The organism is Halomonas sp. WWR20, from assembly GCF_054602495.1.
The window spans coordinates 159,594-179,408 of record NZ_JBTRHR010000006.1; the positions used below are offsets into that span (position 1 = coordinate 159,594).

Consider the following 19,815-nt stretch of genomic DNA (forward strand, 5'->3'; position numbering starts at 1 on the left):
CGGAGCAAAGCGCTTCAGAGGGGAACACGCAGCGATGGAATCTGCGGTACGCCTCTGAAGCGCCAGGCGGGATGCGCCTCAGGGTCCGCCCACACCTGATAATGCAGCTTCGAGAGCAGGACCGGATCGTCGAGAAAGGCCAGACGTGCCTTGTTATCCAGCCCATCGGGGCCCCCCAACGAGGCGGCTGCGACCCGTTCCCGGCGGCGCCTGACGAGCAGCTCGGAGACACCGTGACGCGACGTGGCCAGCGCGCATCCCAAGGCATTGGCCACCGGATCCACCACCACCTGCACGAAGGACGGCGCGCGCGCGCGACGCATACGGTGCAGATGGCGAACCATCCGCCGCAGGACCCGTGGCGGATGCGTTTCCTCGGGAATGCGGAACAACCTGGCATGCTGGCAGCGACGGCCCAGCGAGACCCGGCTGGAAAACACCGAGACCGGAATCGACACCATCAATGCCCCAACGATAGGCGACATCCACCACAAGAACGTCGGCTCCATGAGATAGACTCCCGTCGCCCAGACGGCCCCTAGCAATGTCTGCCCCCCATGATTGCGGATCGCGTCACCCCAGGAAGTATCGCTATTGTCACGTGACGGAGAACGCCACTGGATGGCTCGCCCCAGCAGGGCCGTTACCACGAAACGCGTATGAAACAACATGCGCACCGGCGCCAGCAGCATCGAGAACAGTGATTCCAGCACCATGCTCAGAAACAACCGTACCCCGCCCCCAAAGTCGCGCGCCCCCTGCAGAATGACCAGCAGCACACTGAGTATCTTGGGCAGAAACAGCAAGGTCGCCGTCGCCGAGAACAATCCCACCGCCAACCCCGGATTCCACTGCGGCCAGACCGGAAACATCATGCCCGGCTCCGGAAAGTATTCCGGCGTGCTCAAGGTGTGGACCGCCAGCAGCGCCGTCGACAGGATCAGGAACAGGCACCACAGCGGTGCCGAGAGATAGGACATCACCCCGGTGAGGAACACCGCGCGATGCACCGGATGAAACCCCTTGGCCAAAAATAGCCTGAAGTTCATCAGGTTGCCGTGGCACCAGCGTCGGTCGCGGTTGAGCTCGTCGAGTAGATTGGGGGGCATCTCCTCGTAGCTGCCGGGCAGACTGTAGGCGATCCATACCCCCCATCCGGCGCGCCGCATCAATGCCGCTTCGACGAAATCGTGCGACAGAATCTCGCCGGACATCGAGCCCTTGCCGGGCAGCGGCGCCAGCATGCAGTGACGCATGAACGGGGCCACACGAATGATTGCATTGTGTCCCCAGTAGTGCGATTCGCCGAGCTGCCAGAAGTGCAGTCCCGCAGTAAACAGCGGACCGTAGACTCGCGTGGCGAACTGCTGCATGCGCGCATAGAGATTGAGCCGCCCCGAAGCGCGTGGTGCGGTCTGGATAATGCCCGCCTCGGCGTTGGCCTCCATCATACGCACCAGGTGCGTCAGGCAATCGCCACTCATCACGCTGTCGGCATCCAGCACCACCATATAGCGGTACTGCGCGCCCCAGCGACGACAGAAGTCATCGAGGTTGCCGCTCTTGCGCTTCACCCGCCGTTGGCGTCGGCGATAGAACACCTGACCGAAAGCATCGAGCTCGCGACACAGCGTCAGCCAGGCCTGAGTCTCAGCGATGGCGATATCGGGATCGGAACTGTCGCTGAGAATGAACAGATCGAAGTGCTCGCCCTGGCCGGTATCACGCAGCGATTCGAGAGTCGCCCGTACGCCGGCGAAGACTCGCGGCACATCCTCGTTACTGATCGGCACCAGCAGCGCCGTACGCGCTTGCTCAGGAATCGGCGTGTCCGCGATATCGCCGGAGTCGATGGCATAACGATCACGGCCGCGCAGCAGCTGGAAAAACCCCATCAACGCCGTCCAGAAACCCGCGGAAACCCAGCAGAACAACAGCACGAACAGTGCCAGGATAGCGATTTCCAGTACGCCCTGTCCGCCGTATGGCAGTACGGTACTCATGTAGCGGGCGGCCACCAGGCTCTGGCCGAAGACCAGTATCAACAGTATCCAGCGGCGCAGCGAAGCGACATGCTGCCAGCGCGGCGACGTCTGCTTCAAGGTGCTCTTGTCGTGACGACGCCGATAGCCGCGCGCCGCCCAACGGCGTGACCATTGAGCAAAGCGCACGAAAGGGTTGGTCGACCAGGCTTCGGGGGACAGCGGCGTACGCTTGAGCGGCGGCGCCGTTTTAAGCTGCGTAACCCCCCGTTCGTCGGTACTCAGGATGGGTGCAGGCGCCAATGGCGGATGTTCGCCATAGGCCAGCGACAAGCGTCTGGCCACGGACACCGATGCCGGGTCCTCGGCAGGCGCGGGGCGCCCGCCGAGAGTGGCATGCAGTGACGCAAGCCCTTCGGCATCAAGGTCGCTGGCCAGCAGTGCGCGACGCTCATCCCGCGAGGCGCTCTCCTGCGCCAAACGTTCAAGATAGTCGCCGGCCCCCTCGGAGGCCGGTGACTCAGGCATCGGCAGGTAGTCGATAGAACCAGGTTTCAGAGACACGACGCTCACCCTCCTTGAGAAACGCCCGGATATCCATCGGCTGGCTGTTATTGCTGCGCTTGACGCGCACGAACAGACGCCAGCCGCCCTCGGCGGTATTCGGTACCGCGCGGCTCTCGACCAGCTCGCCGTTGTCTCCGACGCTGGCCTCGACGGTGAGCGCTGCATCGGACTTGAGCGCCTGCAGGGCCGGTCCCTTGAAGTCGATCACGAACGCCAGCGAACCGTCCGGCTCGCGAATCAGGTTGTTCTGACGAACCTCGCCTCTGGAACGCAGCGTCTGACTCGCCCAGGACAGGTTGGGGTCATGGAACTTGTCCTCGTTCAGCGTCCAGTAGATGCGATAGTTGTAATCGATCGGCGTGCCCGGCTCCGCGACCTGCTGCGGCGTCCAGAAAGACACGATGTTGTCGTTGGTTTCATCGGGGGTGGGTATCTGAACCAGTTCGACCTGGCCCGGCCCCCAATTGCCCTGCGGCTCGATCCAGGCACTCGGGCGCTTGTCATAGCGGTCAACGAGATCCTCGTAGTCACGGAAGGCGTGACTACGCTGCAACAGCCCGTATCCGCGCAAGGCATCGATCTTGCGGGTATCCACCATCAGCTTGGCGGGATTGACCAATGGCCGCCAGATCCAGCCGACCTGAGAGCCGTGTACCAGCAACCCGTTGGAGTCGTGAATCGCGGGCCGATAATTGAGCGCCTCGGCGGGCTGACTGGGGCTGTAAAGGTACATGCTGGTCAGCGGCGCGATTCCCAGCTTCTCGACCGGGCGACGCAGGAACAGACGCGACTGGACATCGACGATGCTGTCGTCACCGGGGCGCAATACGAAACGGTAAGCCCCCGTGACGCTGGGCGAATCAAGAAGAGCGAAAATGGTCAGATACTGGCTATCGGCATTGGGCTTGACGATCCAGAATTCGTCGAAGCGGGGAAATTCCTCGCCTGACGGCAAAGCCGTATCGACCGCCAGGCCGCGCCCGGACAAGCCATAGACCTGGTTACGCCCCACGACACGGAAATAACTGGCCCCTTGAAAGACCATGACTTCCTGCTTGGTCTCGGAGTTGATGGGGTAATTGACCCGAAAGCCCGCCATGCCCAGAGATTCAAGCGCCTCGGGCGGAATATCCAGATCGCCGTAATCGAAATCCTCGGGATTGAAGGTAATGTCGTTGATCTGATCGCCGTCCACGGTATGCAGGGTCACGGCCGTATCGTAATGCATGCCTTCATGAAAAAAGCTCAGATCAAAGGGGAGATTCTCGTTTCGCCACAGGGATTTCTCGGGTTTGAACTGAATCTGGGCGTAGTCGGCGTAATCGAGTTCGCGCAAAGCGTCGGGCAGGTTGGTTTCGGGCGCTTGATAACCCTGCTGAGCAAGCTGCTGGGCTTTCTGGGCCACATCTTCAAAGCCGAACGCAAAACACGCCGGAGCAATGACGCCCCACCATAGGCCCACGATCCCCGCCAGCGGCAGAGCTGCGCGGCGCCAGCAATGTATTACCGCATGTCGTCGGTTCGATGCACTCACCTTATTACTCCTTTGCCATGTTCCCGGGACTGCACCAGACCCGGTATCTCACAATGCAATTATGCTTCGGCGCAGCGCTAGTCACACCGCCAACCGAAGGCAATCTCCTTTGAATTACTGCTTGTATTCGACCCGATCCCTGCGGCAACCGACCCCAGCTTTTACCCTGGGATCCGTTTTCATTCTGCATTACCCGATCATGCTGTCGCTGTCCGGCACTCAATGCCCACCGTCAGCGCTTCTATTTTTTCCTGCCGAGACGATCAGCGCGATGTGGCGCTTCACTCCCCATCACTCCAGATACGCAAGCCAAAAGGCCGCTTCATGATAGCACCGGTTGTCTATGGAACTTTACATAGCCGGCATTCATGGCCATTTCCGTAAAATACGCTGAGGCAACTTAGCCTAAAGTGGTGACCAATTAAATCATAAGCGCACCCAAGAGCGTGACCCCTGTCATTTTTTGACCGGCAAATGTCACCCGGACAGCGGCTTTTTCGATCATGCCAAACACTGAAATAGGCCCCAAAAACCCAGCAATACGCGCGATAGCCAGACGCGGGCATCCATGACAATAGGCGTGAGCTAACGGCAAATGGGAGTTTTGCATGGCCACGCACTGCTTGAGAGCACTGGCGATTATCGTCTTGCTCACCGCGACCACAGCACATGCCGCCCTGAAAGACACCTTAACTTCAGCGACGCCCCAGCCCGGCACCGCCGCGGTGACGCTTTGGCATGAGCTGGACGCCCTTGCCCTGCCCGCAGTGGCTGCTGACGAGATATGGGTCAGTATCGATCTCGAGGAGCGCAAGCTGGCGGTATATCAGGGCGAACGCTGCATGCTGACGATTCCTTACCTGGCCATCGGTACCGCCGGCGCCAAGCGCATCCGCTTACGCGGTAGCAGCCAGACGCCCACGGGAAGTTTTCGCATCGACAGGATCAATCGGCAGAGCCGCTTCACTCTATTTTTCGGCATCGACTACCCTACCCCGCAGATTGCACGCGAAGCCTGGCAAAATGGCATCTTGAGCGATTATGACTACCGCGATTACCTGCGTTATCGCCGGCAGCATGGTGTCCCACCGGCCAGCACACCGCTCGGGGGCCATATCGGCATTCACGGATTGGGTGCCAGGCCCGCCAGCATTCATCGCATCATCGACTGGACTCAAGGCTGCATTGCGGTGACCAACAGTGAGATTCAGGCCCTGGATCGCTGGCTGAACATCGGCACCCTGGTGGTCATCCGCTAGCAAGCCAAAATCAAACGGGCCGAGCGGCGCCTATCCGCACTTCGACCAGCCGCAGCCCGCATAGCACGTTGGACAGCCGTCCATCATGATCAACTCGCCCCGGCACTCGGGGCAATGGCCCACTACCGTCAGCGTCTCGCCACTTTTGGCTGCCTCGTACGCCGCAGGCGCCTTCTCGGGCTCCGGCGGTTGCCAGGGATGACCGTGAGCCAGACGATGCGCATAGCGACTGATCAAGTCTTCCACCGGCACCTGATTGCCGTCGATATCAAGGAAGCCACGGCGATAGAGAATCTGCTGGATCGACCAGGCGATGGCCGCCACCTCGGAGTCATGAAACATCGGCTTGCCCCAGCGGTTCATGCCGCAGCGCACCAGTCCCTTGTCCCAGGCCACCTTGCGCAGATCGGCCACCGCCTGGGTGACATAGCCTCCACGCGCGGCCAGCGACAGGCTCCGCATGGTGGCGGTAATCCATTGATGCTCGCTGGAAAGCTGCCCGGAGGGAAAGAAGAATTCCACCGGGCGCTCGATCACCACTCGCTTGCCGTTCAGCACACCTTCCACCGGCATGAACGAGACCAGCAGGTAGACCTTCTTGCGCCCTTCGGCGCCCACGTAGGAGATTTTCTCGGATACCGCTTCCAGCGTACCCTCCGGGCGCGAGGGAATCCGCAGCGTGAGCGGATTCTCATCGGCAAGCGGCAACGCTTCGCGTACGTCTTTCTTGATGCTCAGGGAGACGATCCTGGAATCGATTGCGATGGCCATCAGCGGTGTTCTCCAGTGGTATGAGGGGCGACGTCGTTCGGCATGTACAGTCGGTCACCACTTGCCATAGGTTCCCTCCTTGAGGCCATCGTAAAGGTTGGCCGCGGTGTGCTCCTCGCCCTCGTAGATCACTTTCTCGTCCCCCTTGAGTTCCAGCGTTTCGCCATTCTCCAACTCGAAGACGTAAATCGTGTTCTTGAGATCCTCCTCGCGCACCAGCACGCCCTGGAAGGCCTCGGGATTGAAGCGGAAGGTGGTGCACCCCTTGAGGCGACTATCGTAGGCCCGCTGGTAGAGGTCCTTGAACTGCTCGAACGCAAAATCGGTGGGGACGTTGACGGTCTTGGAAATGGCCGAGTCGATCCACGCCTGGGCCGCGGCCTGTACCGCCACGTGCTGCTCCGGGGTCACCGCGTCGGCAGTGATGAAGTAGTCCGGCAGATCGCTCTCCACCGCGTCGGCGGCGATGAAATGGCGATAGGCCGCCAATTCGAAGGAGACCACCTCCACCTGTGCCTTGGTCTTCTTGCCTGCCTGGATGACGTTACGGAAATAGCGGTGCGAGAACGACGGCTCGATGCCGTTGGAGGCATTATTGCCCAACGACAAGCTAATGGTGCCGGTGGGGGCGATCGACGAATGATGAGTGAAGCGCGCGCCATGCTCGGCGAGTGCCGTCACCAGCTCGGGCTCCACCTCGGCGATCTTCTGCATATAGCGGCTGTAACGCGCGTGCAGGAGTCGCCCGGGCAGCGTGTCGCCCACTTCATAGCCGTCGCGGGCCAGCTCGGGACGCTCGCGTAGCATCTTGGGCGTGATCTCGAACGCCTCGGCGAGAATCGGCGCCATGCCCTTTTCACGGGCGAGTTCGAGGGCCTGTTTCCAGCCTTCGATGGCCAGAACCTGACTGACTTCGTCGGTAAACGTCAGCGACTCCTGCGAGCCATAGGGAATCCTGAGCATCGTCAGGGTCGAGCCCAGCCCCAGAAAGCCCATGCCGTGACGGCGTTTGGCTGCCAGTTCCTTACGCTGGCCGGGCAGCGGCAATCCGCTGATCTCGACGACGTTATCGAGCATGCGGGTAAAGATCGCCACCACCTGGCGATAGCGCTCCCAATCGAAGCGCGCGTTGTCGCTAAACGGCTCGATGACGAAACGAGTCAGGTTCACCGAACCCAGCAGGCAAGCACCTTCTGGCGGAAGTGGTTGCTCACCGCATGGATTGGTGGCGCGGATATCCTCGCAGAACCAGTTGTTATTCATGCGGTTGACCTGGTCGATCAGGATGAAACCCGGCTCGGCGAAGTCGTAGGTGGAACTCATGATGGTGTCCCACAGCTCGCGCGCCTTGATCACCTCGACGATCCGGCAGGCCACGCGGCCCTGGTCGTCAAGCGTGTAGCCGTCCTCGATTACCGGCCAGTCGCGGTAGACGAGATCCTCGGGTTGCACATCGTCCTTTTCTCCTGCATGCAGCGGGAAAGCCAGCGGCCAGTCGGTGTCGTTCTTCACCGCCTCCATGAACTCGTCGGTGATCAGCAGGCTCAGGTTGAACTGGCGCAAGCGTCCGGGTTCACGCTTGGCCTTGATGAACGCCTCGACATCGGGATGACCGATGTCGAAAGTCCCCATCTGCGCGCCACGGCGCCCGCCCGCCGAGGCCACGGTGAAGCACATCTTGTCGAAAATATCCATGAAGGCCAGCGGACCGTTGGTACCGGCCCCGGCACCGAACACGAAAGCCCCCTTGTGCCGCAGCGTGGAAAAATCGTAGCCGATGCCACAGCCCGCCTTGAGCGTCATGCCGGCATCCACCACCGAGCTTAGAATGTCCTGCATCGAGTCGTGGATCGCCCGCGAGACCGTGCAGTTGATCAGGCTCACCGCCGGCTTGTAGGCGTCGGCTCCGGCATTCGAGAGGATACGCCCGGCGGGAATGGCACCGTTCTCCAGCGCCCAGCGGAACTTGGGCAGCCAGACACCAGCCTGGTCCCCCTCGACCTCGGCCAACGCCCGCGCCACGCGATCGAAGGTCGCCTGCAAATCCTGATCGACCGGATGCCGATGACGATCCTTGAGACGGTACTTGGCATCCCAGATATCGCGGGATGGCGCCTGCAGCGGCACTTGATTCGACATCTTGACGGCTTCGGCGGGAGCGCTCATGCGGGGTCTCCGGAAATTTCTCGAAAAACAGGCCCGGAAGCCTCATTGCAGAACCTCCCGGACAAGGAAGACAAGCGGTGGCCCTATCAGGATAACCACCTTGAAAAGACGCGACATACTAGCCTGACATGACAGGAGCGAACCCCCTCCCACGTCAAGAAATCATCGCCTGACTAATACTCTATATAGATAATTTCAGGCAGGAAGACACAACATAGTGGGCCCGTTATTGGCACTACACGTTGAAACCGACCGATAACCCCCGCTGCTATCAGTATCGCGCCGCGGACGGCTCCAACGTTTTCGAGGCGTGCCAATGCCAATGCAATCGCCCTCCTGTCCAGACATTCAGACGTTCGATTATCGAAGCCAAACGGTTTACCATGAGCGCCATCGGGACTTACACATACATTGTCAACGTTAAGTCCGACAAAGTAGCGTAACCGGACCAAACGGCTACACTTGGCTATTGTTTGATTAGGTTACCGACATAAACCGCCAGTACGGACGGCCGCCTCGTGGCATGGCGTTTCGCCAAACGACCGCACTGAAGGCTCGACAGGAGAGCTCCCTGTCCGCGCCGATAACGACTGACGCATCGCTCAGTTCCATACGTCAAAAGGACTCGACGATATGCATGCTCTCACTCTGATCTCGTTTTTCTTCTTCACGGGGCTCGTGGCGTTGATCACCTGGATCATCACCCGCCGCGACGACCACAGCAGCACCCGGGGTTACTTTCTCGCCGGACGTAGCCTGACCTTCCCGCTGATCGCCGGTTCGCTGCTGATGACCAATCTGTCCACCGAGCAGATGGTCGGCCTGAACGGCGCGGCCTTCGTCGACGGCCTGAGCGTGATGGCCTGGGAAGTGGTGGCGGTAGTGGCATTGGTGCTACTGGCGCTGTTCTTCCTGCCGCGCTTTTTACGCAGCGGCATCGCCACCGTGCCGCAGCTGTTGCAAATCCGCTTCGATGCCGGCACTCAACTGATCTGTAACATCATCTTCCTGCTGGCCTATGCCGTCATCCTGTTGCCCATCATTCTCTATTCCGGAGCAGTGGGCCTGCAGGGCATGCTCGACCTGCCGGGCCTGACCGGCATCGAGTCGGATACCACGCTGCTTTGGGGCACGGTCTGGGTCGTCGGCCTGATCGGCTCGATCTACGCCCTGTTCGGCGGGCTGCGCACCGTTGCCGTCTCCGACACACTCAACGGCGTCGGACTGTTGATCGGCGGCTTCGTCATCGTCTACTTCGGGCTGCAAGCGGTCAGTGGCGATACCGGCATCATGGCGGGCTGGCAGACGCTCAAGGAATCCGAGCCGCAGATGCTCAACTCGATTGGTCAGGATGACCAGCAGGTTCCCTTCGCCACTCTGTTCACCGGAGTGTTCCTGATCAACCTCTTCTACTGGACCACCAACCAGCAGATCATTCAGCGCACCTTCGCCGCCAAGGATCTCGCCGAAGGCCAGAAAGGCGTGCTGCTGACCGGTTTCTTCAAGCTGCTCGGGCCGCTGTACCTGGTACTGCCCGGCATCATCGCCTATCACCTGTATGCCGATGAAGGCGTACGCCCCGACGAAGCCTACGGGCACCTGGTATTCAACGTTCTGCCGCCCTATCTCACCGGCTTCTTTGCCGCGGTCATGGTCGGCGCCATCCTGTCGTCGTTCAACTCGGCACTCAACAGCACCACCACCCTGTTCAGCCTGGGCCTCTACAAGGGCGCTCTCAACAAGAACGCCAGCGAGGAACAGGTCGTTCGGGTAGGCAAGATATTCGGCTGGATCATGGCCTTCGCCGCCATGATCATCGCCCCGTTGCTGGCAGGACAGGAAAGTCTGTTCGGCTACCTGCAGACCATGAACGCGATCTACTTCATCCCCATCCTGGCCGTCGTGCTGGTGGGCCTGCTGACCAAGCGCGTGCCCGCCATCGCCGCCAAGATCGGCCTGATCGGCGGTTGCCTGCTGATCGCCGCGGGATATTTCCTGCCGCCCTTCAATGGCATTCTCGAACTCACCAATCAGTACCACTTCGTGGCCGGGGTGTTCGTCGTGCTGGTGCTGTTCATGCTGGCCGTTGGCAAGCTGCGCCCACGTACCACCGCCTGGGTGCATGAAGACAGCGGCGAAGTCGACCTGACGCCCTGGAAAGGCGCCAAGGTCGTGGGTGTACTACTGCTGGTCATGGTCGCCGTCATCTATATCGCCTTTGCCGGCTGATTCCCCTCAGCCAATGAACCCCGCCGGGAGCCCTTCCGGCGGGGCCGTTTCGCCCTCTCCCTCCGCCGGCCTTGTCTCCTCGGCTTTCTGGCCGCACATTAAAGCCTGCACTCTCAGTGGAATCTTCAATGCGTCGTCACCTGACCCAGGAACTCTCCAACCTGCTCGAGCGCGGCCGCGACCGTCAGCTGCGCCTAGCCGTCACCGGCCTTTCCCGAGCCGGCAAGACGGCGTTTCTGACCTCGCTCGTCTACCAGCTGCGCCATGCCGGCATTTCGGCCCAACTCGACCTGTTCCGCGCTGCGCGCGAAGGCCGTCTGCTCGGTGCGCAGCGAACCGCCCAGCCGGATCTCGGCATTCCACGCTTCCCCTACGACGCGGCCATGCATTCGCTCTCCGCCACGCCGCCTCACTGGCCGGAGCCGACCCGCGGCATCAGCGAGCTGCGTCTCATCCTGCGCCACCGTACCCGACGTGGCAGAGGGCTGCTGGGCGATACGGCCACGTTAACGTTGGACCTGATCGACTATCCCGGCGAATGGCTGCTCGACCTGCCCTTGCTCGAACACGATTACCTGAGCTGGAGCGAGCGTCAGCAGCACACTCTGGGCGCCGAACGCAGCGCCCTGTCGCAAGACTGGCTGGACGCCGTCGCCGCGCTCGACCCGGCCGCCGAGGCCGATGAGCATCAGCTGGCGACGATTGCCGAACACTATGCGGTGGGCCTCAGACGCGCCCGCGAAGTCGGCTTTGCGGATCTGCAACCGGGGCGTTTCCTGCTGCCGGGCGAACTGGAAGGCGCCCCGGTGCTGCAGTTCTTTCCGCTTCCCGGCGCTGTCGAGACGCAACGAAAAACACTCGAGGCGCTGCCCGAGAATAGCGTCTACCGCACCCTGGCGCGGCGCTTCGCGCATTATCAGCAGCGTATCGTCAAGCCTTTCTACCGCGAGCATTTTCGCCGCTTCGACCGCCAGATCGTGCTGGTCGACGTGCTCGGCGCCCTGAATGCCGGACCGGAGCGCTTCGAAGACCTCTCCCGGGCGCTCGCCACGCTGATGAAGAGCTTCGACTACGGCAAGCGCAGCCTTCTCAATCGTATGTTCGCCCCGCGTATCGACCGGCTGGCGATTGCCGCCACCAAGGCCGACCATGTCACGCCGGAACAACATGGCAATCTCGTCGCGCTGCTGGAGTCGCTGCTCGCCGAGCCGCTCAAGGATTTACGCTATGCCGACGTGCCGGTACGCGCACTGTCGCTGGCCTCGGTACGGGCTACGCAGACACGCGAAGTCAACATCGACGGCAAGCGCTCACCGGCGCTACGCGGCACCACCCTGGCCGGCGAGGACGTGCTGCTGTTTCCCGGCGAGGTGCCCCCTCGTCTCCCCGATCCGGCTTTCTGGGCGCGTCAGGGTTTCGATTTCACGGCCTTTCGCCCGCCGTTGCCCGAGGAAGATCGCCTGCCGCATATCCGCATGGATGCCGCCCTCGACTGGCTGATTGGAGATAAACTGACATGAGCGATCCCCGCCCGGGCCAACGCTTTACGCTGAATGAGGAAACCTTCGTGCGGGCCGATCCGCGCCCGGCCGAGACTTTTTCTCCCATGCTTGCCTCGAAGCCGCTGGAAGAGGAAGTACCTGCCGAGGTCGAACTCGACGCGGCGCTCGCCCGTCCCCGTAAACGGCGCTGGGGGCTGGCACTCCTCCTCGGCGGCAGCCTGACCCTGGGGGCTGTCGAGGCGGCGCGCACCCTCTACGAATCAGCGTTAGGCGGCGACTGGCTGGCCGGGGCCTGGGGCGTCCTCGCCCTGTTCGCCGTGGGACTGGGTAGCGCCGCGCTGCTGCGCGAACTCTGGCGCCTGCGCCGTCTGCGCCGCCATGTGCAGTTACGTGAACGCCTGGAGAACACGGACGCCGATCAGGCCGCAATGTCCCTGGCCGAGCAATTGCGCCAGCAGATGGGGCTCGACTCGGATCATCCGCACTGGCAGGCCTTTCTAGCGGCCCATCAGCCGCATCACGATGCCCAGGAGACCCGGACCCTACTGGCCCACCACTTGCTCGCCCCTCGTGATCGGCAAGCGCGCCGGCTGGTGACGCGCATGGCCGGCGAAACCGCGGTAATGGTTGCGGTCAGCCCGCTGACCCTGGTGGACATGCTGCTGGTGGCCTGGCGCAACATTGCATTGATCGACCGGCTTGCCGCGCTGTATGGCCTGGAGCTCGGCTACACCAGTCGCCTCAAGTTGTTTCGCGCCGTGCTACGCAACATGGCGTTTGCCGGTGCCAGCGAGATGGCCAGCGACGCCGGCATGGACCTTCTTTCGATGAACCTGGCCGGCAAGCTCTCCTCCCGGGCAGGACAAGGGCTGGGTGCCGGCCTGCTCACCGCGCGCCTGGGGTTGCGCACCCTGCGCATGACTCGGCCATTACCCTTTGCCAGTGACGAGGCGCCGCGTATCGGGGACCTGCGTCGCGAGTTGTGGCAGCAACTGCGCCGGCTGGAAACCTCCGGCGACGGCGATCGATCCGCATCGCCTTGAGCGTAATCGCAACGGGGGCGCTATCGACAGCCAGGCTGAAGGGAACGCTTTCACGACGCTCGAAGCCGCCTGCCAGTTGACCAAGAACGCTCGTGCCCGATTGGTTGCATTCGGCCCGGACGCTCGCTGCGCCGGGCCTGCTTCAGCCCGCCTGGCGTGCCTCTTTCGGGCGTTCTCTCAGGCGTATCTCTCTCAGATGTACCACGGCCTCCCGCGCTAACGGCGACAGGTCCGAGCCGTCGTCGTCCAGGTAAGCGATGATCTGCGCCTTCATGCTGCGCGCCCAGAATTTCTGCAGGTGTGTCGCCACGCGCTGCGCAGACTGCGTTTCATCACCGTGCTGGTGGGCGGCGATCTGATTGACCATCTTGACCAAGTTCTGCAATTGCTGATCGCTCATCAGGTAGTCCCCCGGCGATATGATTTCTAGGTGATCACTTGAGCGCGGTGACGGAAGCCTCTGCGAACTGTCCGAGATGGGCCTGCTGGCGCTCGTCGAAGTGCCGGAACTGCTTCTGCCACTGCGAGGGCTGGGTGACTTTCTCCACCTGCACGGCGGTCACCTTGTACTCGGGACAATTGGTGGCCCAGTCGGAGTTGTCGGTGGTGATCACGTTGGCGCCGCTGCCCGGATGGTGGAATGTCGTGTAGACCACGCCCGGTTGCATGCGCTCACTGATCTTGCAGCGCAGCACAGTCTGGCCCACGCGGCTGGCGATTCCCAGCCAGTCGCCATCGCGGACACCGCGCAGTTCCGCATCGCTCGGGTGGATCTCCAGCACGTCTTCGTGGTGCCACAGGCTGTTGTGGGTGCGTCGCGTCTGAGCGCCGACGTTGTACTGGCTGAGGATGCGCCCGGTGGTCAGCAGCAGTGGATAGCGTCGGCTGGCGCGCTCCTCGGTGGCGACGTATTCGGTGATGGCGAAGTTGCCCTTGCCGATGGGGAAGTCCAGCGCGTGCATGGTCGGGGTGCCGTCGGGGAAGGCGTCGTTGCACGGCCACTGGATGCTGCCCAGCTCCTCGAGCCTGGCATAGCTGACGCCGGTGAAGGTCGGTGTCAACTGGGCGATTTCATCCATGATCTCGGAGGGGTGGGTATAGTGCATCGGGTAGCCCAGCGCGTTGGACAGCGCCTGGGTGACCTCCCAGTCCTCCTTGCCGGCCACCGGCGGCATCACCTTGCGCACGCGGTTGATGCGCCGCTCGGCATTGGTGAAGGTGCCGTTCTTCTCCAGGAACGTGGAGCCGGGCAGCAGCACATGGGCGTACTTGGCGGTCTCGTTGAGGAAGATGTCCTGCACGATCAGGCAGTCCAGCGCGGTCAGCGCCGCCTCGACATGCTGGGTGTTGGGATCGGACTGGGCGATGTCCTCGCCCTGGACGTAGAGCCCCTTGAAGGTGCCGGCGATGGCGGCGTCGAACATGTTGGGAATGCGCAGCCCCGGTTCGTCGTCGATGGTGGTGTGCCAGAGCGTCTCGAACTTCTCGCGCACAGCGGGATCGGCGACGTGCTGGTAGCCCGGCAGTTCGTGGGGAAACGAGCCCATGTCGCAGGAGCCCTGGACGTTGTTCTGGCCGCGCAGCGGATTGACCCCGACACCCTCGCGGCCGATGTTGCCGGTGGCCATGGCGAGGTTGGCGATGCCCATCACCATGGTCGAACCCTGGCTGTGCTCGGTGACGCCCAGGCCATAGTAGATCGCCCCGTTGGCGGCGTTGGCGTAGGCGCGGGCCGCCTCGCGGACCTGCACGGCAGGCACGCCGGTCACGGTCTCGAGGGCTTCCGGGGAGTTCTGGGTTTCCTGGATGAAGTCACGCCAGCGCTGGTAGGCGTCGCTGTCGCAGCGTTTCGCGATGAAGTCGGCGTCTTCCAGCCCTTCGGTCACCACCACATGGGCCAGCGAATTCACCAGCGCCACGTTGGTACCCGGCTTGAGCGGCAGGTGCAGGCTCCTGCCGCCGTGGGGCGTCTTGAGCAGGTCGATCCGCCGCGGGTCGGCGACGATCAGCGTGGCGCCCTGGCGCAGGCGGCGCTTCATCTGCGAGGCGAACACTGGGTGGGCGTCGGTGGGGTTGGCGCCGATCACCAGAATGGTGTCGGCCTTCATCACCGAGTCGAAGGTCTGGGTGCCGGCGGACTCGCCCAGGGTGGTCTTGAGGCCGTAGCCGGTGGGCGAGTGGCACACCCGCGCGCAGGTATCGGTGTTGTTGTTGCCGAAGGCGGCGCGGATCAGCTTCTGGACCAGATAGGTCTCTTCGTTGGTGCAGCGCGACGAGGTGATGCCGCCGATGCTCTCGCGACCGTGCTTCGCCTGGGTCTCCCGGAGGCGTCTGGCGGAAAATTCGATGGCTTCTTCCCACGACACGGTACGCCAGGGCTGGTCGATGGACTCGCGGATCATCGGCGCCTTGATGCGGTCCTTGTGGGTGGCGTAGCCGAATGCGAAGCGCCCCTTCACGCAGGAGTGGCCGTGATTGGCATCGCCGCCCTTGTACGGCACCATCCGCACCAGTTGGTCGCCTTTCATCTCCGCCTTGAAGGAGCAGCCCACGCCGCAGTAGGCGCAGGTGGTCACCACGCTGTGCTCCGGCACGCCGACCTCGATCACGCTCTTTTCCATCAGCGTCGAGGTGGGACAGGCCTGCACGCAGGCACCGCAGGACACGCACTCGGAGTCCATGAAGGCCTCGTCCTGACCGGCGGCAACCTTGGAGTCGAAACCGCGCCCGTCGATGGTCAGGGCAAAGGTGCCCTGGACCTCTGCACAGGCCCGCACGCAGCGGGAGCAGACGATGCACTTGCTGGGGTCGAAGCTGAAATAGGGATTGGAGTCGTCGGTTTCCGCGGCCAGATGATTGGCGCCATCGAAGCCGTAACGCACTTCCCGCAGGCCCACCGCACCCGCCATGTCCTGTAGCTCGCAGTCGCCATTGGCGGGACAGGTCAGGCAATCCAGCGGATGGTCGGAGATATACAGCTCCATGATGTTGCGTCGCAGCTTGGCCAGCTTGCCGGTCTGGGTAGTCACTGCCATGCCTTCGGCTACCGGCGTGGTACAGGACGCGGGATAGCCGCGACGCCCCTCGATCTCAACGGCGCACAGACGGCAGGAGCCGAAGGCTTCCAGGTTATCGGAGGCACACAGCTTGGGAATGGTAATGCCCGCCAGGGCCGCCGCGCGCATGACCGACGTCCCTTCCGGCACGCTGATGTCCACTCCATCGACCGTCATGGCGACACGTTTTTCGGCGAGCCGGGCCGGTGTGCCCAGGTCGCGGTCGAAATGGCCCCGGTCGAAATGCGTCGGATTGGGCTCGATGCGGTTCTGGCTGGGGTCGAACTGCTGGGGATCGAAATAGCTCAACATGGCGTGCCTCCACGGGGTCCGGCTTGCCGGTGTGTCAGGTCGTCCGGGAAATGCTTCATCACGCTCTGCACGGGGAAAGGCGTCATCCCGCCCATGGCGCACAGCGAGCCGTCCACCATGGTTTCGCAGAGATCGGACAGAAGTTCGAGATTGGCTTCAGGGTCGCTGTCGGCGTGGATACGGTCGGCGAGGATACGATCGATCACCTCCACGCCGCGCACGGCGCCGACGCGACAAGGCGTGCACTTGCCGCAGGATTCGACGCTGCAGAACTCCATGGCGAAGCGGGCCTGCTCGCCCATGTCCGCGCTGTCGTCGAACATCACCACGCCGCCATGGCCGACCACGCCGCCGAAGGATGCGAAGGCCTCGTAGTCGATGGGGCTGTCCCACTGGCTGTCGGGCAGATAGGCGCCCAGCGGACCACCGACCTGGACGGCTTTCAATGGTCGGCCGCTCAAGGTGCCGCCGCCGAAGTCTTCCATCAGTTCGCGTAAGGTAGTGCCGAACGCCAGCTCCACCAGCCCGCCGCGTTTGACGTTGCCCGCCAATTGGAGAGCCAGCGTGCCGCGCGACCTGCCCATGCCATAGTCGGCGTAGGCCTGCGCGCCCTGGTCGAGGATGAACGGGATAGCGGCCAGGGACAGCACGTTGTTGACCACCGTCGGCCGGCCGAACAGGCCCTTGATCGCGGGAAGCGGCGGCTTGGCGCGCACCATGCCGCGCCTGCCTTCGAGACTGTCCAGCAGGGAGGTCTCTTCGCCGCAGATATAGGCGCCGGCACCGAGGCGCACTTCCAGATCGAAATGCTTGCCGCTGCCGCGGATGTCGTTACCCAGGTAACCGGCCTCGTAGGCGCGCTTGAGGGCTACATTGAAGATTCGATGGGCGAGCGGATATTCCGAGCGCAGATAGATGTAACCCTGCGTGGCACCCACCGCCAATCCGGCAATGGTCATGCCCTCGATCAGCATGTACGGGTCGCATTCCATCACCAGCCGGTCGGCGAACGTGCCGGAGTCGCCCTCGTCCGCGTTGCAGACGATATATTTCTGGCCTTCAGGCTCGTCGTGGACGGTCTGCCACTTGATACCGGTGGGAAAGGCGGCGCCGCCGCGCCCACGCAGGCCGGAGCCTTTAACCTCCTCGACGATCGCCTGGGGCTGCATCTTCAGGGCTTTTTCCAGCCCGGCGAAACCGCGGTGGGCCCGGTAGTCGTCGAGGGACAGCGGATCCGTGAGGCCGATGCGCGAGAAGGTCAGACGTTGCTGGCGCTTCAGGTAGGGAATTTCATCGGTCAGCCCCTGGGCCAGCGGATGTTCCGCCCTGCCATCGAACAGGCCCGCTTCGACCAGGCCGGCGACATCGTCCGGCTCCACCGGGCCATAGGCGACACGGCCTTCCGCCGTCTCGACCTCGACCATTGGCTCCAGCCACAACAGGCCACGCGAGCCGTTGCGGATCAACTTGATATCCCGATTGCGGCGCTTCGCCGCCTGCTCGATCAGCGCGGCCACCTCGTCGGCGCCCATGGCCAGGGCAGTGGTATCACGGGGCACATAAACCGTCACGGGCATCACTGCACCTCCAGAACCGAGGTGGTGAGCCGGTCCACCAGGCGGTCGAATTTCGCGGCGGTCATTCGGCCATGGACATGGTCATCCACGCGGATGGACGGGCCGCAGGCGCAGTTGCCCAGGCAATATACCGGCTCGAGGGTGAATTCGTTGTCACGGCTGGTCTGGTGGTAATCCACGCCCAGCTGCTGCTTGACGTGGGCTTCGAGCTGACGGCTGCCCATGGACTGACAGGCTTCGGCACGACACACCTGCACCACATGGCTGCCTACCGGATGTCTGCGGAAGTGATGATAGAAACTGATGATGCCGTGAACCTCGGCGCGGGTATGGCGCAACGTTTCGGCAATGATCGGCACGGCAGCATCGGGAATGTAGCCGAAGCGGTCCTGGATCGCGTGGAGTATCGGCAGCATGGCCCCGGGCTCGTTCTTCAGCGCATCGACTTCCCGCTGAAGCGACTCGTGGGTCCACGCCTGCGGCTGGCGTATGCCGGAAGGCGTCATGGCTAGGCTCTCATCAAGCTGATTATTGTCATTCAAGTAAACATCGCCCAAGGCCTGCGCGAATCACCCATCGCGGCGTGCGCATGTCGCTGAGCGACTGTACCTGTGCTTCGCAACCTATGAACAAGCTTGCTTAATTGTCAGGGGCTCAATAGGCTATTTATTGAAAATAGCACGCCTTAAAAGCCCCACAAATATGAACAATAATGCATAGCAAGAAACTGCAGATATCCCCCGCCTGGCGATTCAAGACCGAGACCGGCGAGCTATTCGATCCCGCTCTCTTTCACTTGCTTAAAGGCGTGCGCGATTGCGGGAAACTGACGTTGGCTGCACAGCAGGCACAAATTTCCTACCGCCATGCCTGGAACCTCTTCAAGCGCGGCCATGACTTCTTCGGCCTGCCGCTGGTGGTAATGCGCAAGGGTCACGGCACCCAGCTCTCGCCCCTCGGAGAGACGCTGTTATGGTCCGAGCAACGAATCAAGGCGCGCCTGGGGCCACAAATCGACAGCATGGCCTCCGAACTCAACATTCAACTCCAGCAACTGTTCACCGGCGCTCATCCGGTGCTGCGCCTGCATGCCAGCCACGGCTATGCGGTGGCGCTACTGGCGGATTTCTCCGACCGGGTCGAACTGGATCTGCAATATACCAATCCAGCGGATGCCTTGAGCGCGCTGGCTTCGGGCGAATCCGACCTTGCCAGCTTCCATCTCCCGGCCTGCCCGCGATTGGCGTCACAAGTCATGGCGATCTACCAGCATCAACTCGACCTCGAGAATTTGCGGGTGATCCGCTTCGTCACCCGCAAGCAGGGGCTGATCCTTCGTCGCGACGCTCAACAGGCGATTACCCGTCTCGAGGACCTGACCGGCGGCGACGTTCGTTTCATCAACCGTAACCGGCACTCGGGGACACGCATCCTGTTCAACCTGCTGCTCGATGAGCACGGCATCGCCGAGCGCCAGATCCGCGGTGCCGAATACGAGGAGTTCACCCACACCGCGGTAGCCGCCTATGTCGCCGCCGGGATGGCCGATGCCGGTTTCGGCGTCGAGGCCGCCGCCGCCCAGTTCGGCCTTGAATTTCTCGACCTGACCACCGAGCACTATCTGCTGGTGTGTCACAAGGATCGTCTCCCGCAGCAAAACATCCGTCAGTTGCTTGCGCTGGTGGCCTCGAGGGAGTTTCTGGCGAAGATCGACAAGCTACCAGGCTACGCACCGGATCACTGCGGCGAGATCTGCACCTTCGCCGAACTGCTCGACAGCGACCGGCATTGAACACCCGCGCGTCACCCGGGCATCC

At 62.5% G+C, this 19,815-nt stretch carries 13 protein-coding genes; 5 read left to right on the top strand and 8 right to left on the bottom strand.

The window, feature by feature from the left end:
* Nucleotides 1–14: 14 nt before the first annotated feature.
* Together mdoH and ACW4DH_RS12890 are read right to left on the bottom strand one after the other, a co-directional pair.
* Nucleotides 15–2,546, bottom strand: coding sequence for a glucans biosynthesis glucosyltransferase MdoH (gene mdoH / locus ACW4DH_RS12885; RefSeq protein ID WP_459636795.1), 2,532 nt, complete (start codon nt 2,544–2,546; stop codon nt 15–17).
* The gene (locus ACW4DH_RS12890) at nt 2,503–4,083 is read right to left on the bottom strand and encodes a glucan biosynthesis protein G (protein ID WP_459636796.1); all 1,581 of its coding nucleotides are present in this window, start codon (nt 4,081–4,083) and stop codon (nt 2,503–2,505) included. Before ACW4DH_RS12890 ends, mdoH begins: the two co-directional genes overlap by 44 nt.
* Before the next feature lie 608 nt (nt 4,084–4,691).
* On the opposite strand from ACW4DH_RS12890, the gene ACW4DH_RS12895 reads away from it, so the two are divergent.
* Nucleotides 4,692–5,342, top strand: coding sequence for a L,D-transpeptidase family protein (locus ACW4DH_RS12895; protein WP_459636797.1), 651 nt, complete (start codon nt 4,692–4,694; stop codon nt 5,340–5,342).
* 30 nt (nt 5,343–5,372) lie between these two features.
* Here ACW4DH_RS12895 and ACW4DH_RS12900 read toward each other — a convergent pair whose 3' ends face one another.
* Complete coding sequence (locus ACW4DH_RS12900) at nt 5,373–6,113, bottom strand: ribonucleoside-diphosphate reductase (protein WP_459636798.1); 741 nt, start codon at nt 6,111–6,113, stop codon at nt 5,373–5,375.
* 54 nt (nt 6,114–6,167) lie between these two features.
* Nucleotides 6,168–8,279 carry an adenosylcobalamin-dependent ribonucleoside-diphosphate reductase gene (locus tag ACW4DH_RS12905; protein WP_459636799.1) on the bottom strand — a complete coding sequence of 704 codons (2,112 nt, stop codon included), beginning with the start codon at nt 8,277–8,279 and terminating at the stop codon, nt 6,168–6,170.
* Nucleotides 8,280–8,912: 633 nt separating this feature from the next.
* On the opposite strand from ACW4DH_RS12905, the gene ACW4DH_RS12910 reads away from it, so the two are divergent.
* From ACW4DH_RS12910 to ACW4DH_RS12920, 3 genes are all read left to right on the top strand, one after another.
* The gene (locus tag ACW4DH_RS12910; RefSeq protein ID WP_459636800.1) at nt 8,913–10,508 is read left to right on the top strand and encodes a solute:sodium symporter family transporter; all 1,596 of its coding nucleotides are present in this window, start codon (nt 8,913–8,915) and stop codon (nt 10,506–10,508) included.
* A gap of 128 nt (nt 10,509–10,636) precedes the next feature.
* The gene (locus ACW4DH_RS12915; protein WP_459636801.1) at nt 10,637–12,028 is read left to right on the top strand and encodes a YcjX family GTP-binding protein; all 1,392 of its coding nucleotides are present in this window, start codon (nt 10,637–10,639) and stop codon (nt 12,026–12,028) included.
* Complete coding sequence (locus ACW4DH_RS12920) at nt 12,025–13,053, top strand: YcjF family protein (protein WP_459636802.1); 1,029 nt, start codon at nt 12,025–12,027, stop codon at nt 13,051–13,053. The genes ACW4DH_RS12915 and ACW4DH_RS12920 overlap by 4 nt, the downstream gene beginning before the upstream one ends.
* Nucleotides 13,054–13,195: 142 nt before the next feature.
* Here ACW4DH_RS12920 and ACW4DH_RS12925 read toward each other — a convergent pair whose 3' ends face one another.
* From ACW4DH_RS12925 to ACW4DH_RS12940, 4 genes are read right to left on the bottom strand one after another with little or no spacing between them, the layout of a single operon-like run.
* Nucleotides 13,196–13,453, bottom strand: a complete 258-nt coding sequence (locus ACW4DH_RS12925) for a formate dehydrogenase subunit delta (protein WP_459636803.1) — start codon at nt 13,451–13,453, stop codon at nt 13,196–13,198.
* Between the two features lie 34 nt (nt 13,454–13,487).
* Complete coding sequence (gene fdhF, locus ACW4DH_RS12930; protein ID WP_459636804.1) at nt 13,488–16,421, bottom strand: formate dehydrogenase subunit alpha; 2,934 nt, start codon at nt 16,419–16,421, stop codon at nt 13,488–13,490.
* Nucleotides 16,415–17,998, bottom strand: a complete 1,584-nt coding sequence (locus ACW4DH_RS12935; RefSeq protein ID WP_459636805.1) for a formate dehydrogenase beta subunit — start codon at nt 17,996–17,998, stop codon at nt 16,415–16,417. The genes fdhF and ACW4DH_RS12935 overlap by 7 nt, the downstream gene beginning before the upstream one ends.
* Nucleotides 17,998–18,504, bottom strand: a complete 507-nt coding sequence (locus ACW4DH_RS12940; RefSeq protein WP_459636806.1) for a formate dehydrogenase subunit gamma — start codon at nt 18,502–18,504, stop codon at nt 17,998–18,000. Before ACW4DH_RS12940 ends, ACW4DH_RS12935 begins: the two co-directional genes overlap by 1 nt.
* Before the next feature lie 206 nt (nt 18,505–18,710).
* Here ACW4DH_RS12940 and ACW4DH_RS12945 point away from each other — a divergent pair, with 206 nt between their 5' ends.
* Nucleotides 18,711–19,790, top strand: coding sequence for a substrate-binding domain-containing protein (locus ACW4DH_RS12945; RefSeq protein ID WP_459636807.1), 1,080 nt, complete (start codon nt 18,711–18,713; stop codon nt 19,788–19,790).
* Nucleotides 19,791–19,815 lie beyond the last annotated feature (25 nt).

Excerpts from the sequence above, each read along its gene's own strand:
- ACW4DH_RS12895 (WP_459636797.1), top strand. The coding sequence starts at position 4,692 with ATGGCCACGCACTGCTTGAGAGCACTGGCGATTATCGTCTTGCTCACC.
- ACW4DH_RS12900 (WP_459636798.1), bottom strand. The coding sequence starts at position 6,113 with ATGGCCATCGCAATCGATTCCAGGATCGTCTCCCTGAGCATCAAGAAA.
- ACW4DH_RS12905 (WP_459636799.1), bottom strand. The coding sequence starts at position 8,279 with ATGAGCGCTCCCGCCGAAGCCGTCAAGATGTCGAATCAAGTGCCGCTG.
- ACW4DH_RS12910 (WP_459636800.1), top strand. The coding sequence starts at position 8,913 with ATGCATGCTCTCACTCTGATCTCGTTTTTCTTCTTCACGGGGCTCGTG.
- ACW4DH_RS12915 (WP_459636801.1), top strand. The coding sequence starts at position 10,637 with ATGCGTCGTCACCTGACCCAGGAACTCTCCAACCTGCTCGAGCGCGGC.
- ACW4DH_RS12920 (WP_459636802.1), top strand. The coding sequence starts at position 12,025 with ATGAGCGATCCCCGCCCGGGCCAACGCTTTACGCTGAATGAGGAAACC.
- ACW4DH_RS12925 (WP_459636803.1), bottom strand. The coding sequence starts at position 13,453 with ATGAGCGATCAGCAATTGCAGAACTTGGTCAAGATGGTCAATCAGATC.
- fdhF (WP_459636804.1), bottom strand. The coding sequence starts at position 16,421 with ATGTTGAGCTATTTCGATCCCCAGCAGTTCGACCCCAGCCAGAACCGC.
- ACW4DH_RS12935 (WP_459636805.1), bottom strand. The coding sequence starts at position 17,998 with ATGCCCGTGACGGTTTATGTGCCCCGTGATACCACTGCCCTGGCCATG.
- ACW4DH_RS12940 (WP_459636806.1), bottom strand. The coding sequence starts at position 18,504 with ATGACGCCTTCCGGCATACGCCAGCCGCAGGCGTGGACCCACGAGTCG.
- ACW4DH_RS12945 (WP_459636807.1), top strand. The coding sequence starts at position 18,711 with ATGCATAGCAAGAAACTGCAGATATCCCCCGCCTGGCGATTCAAGACC.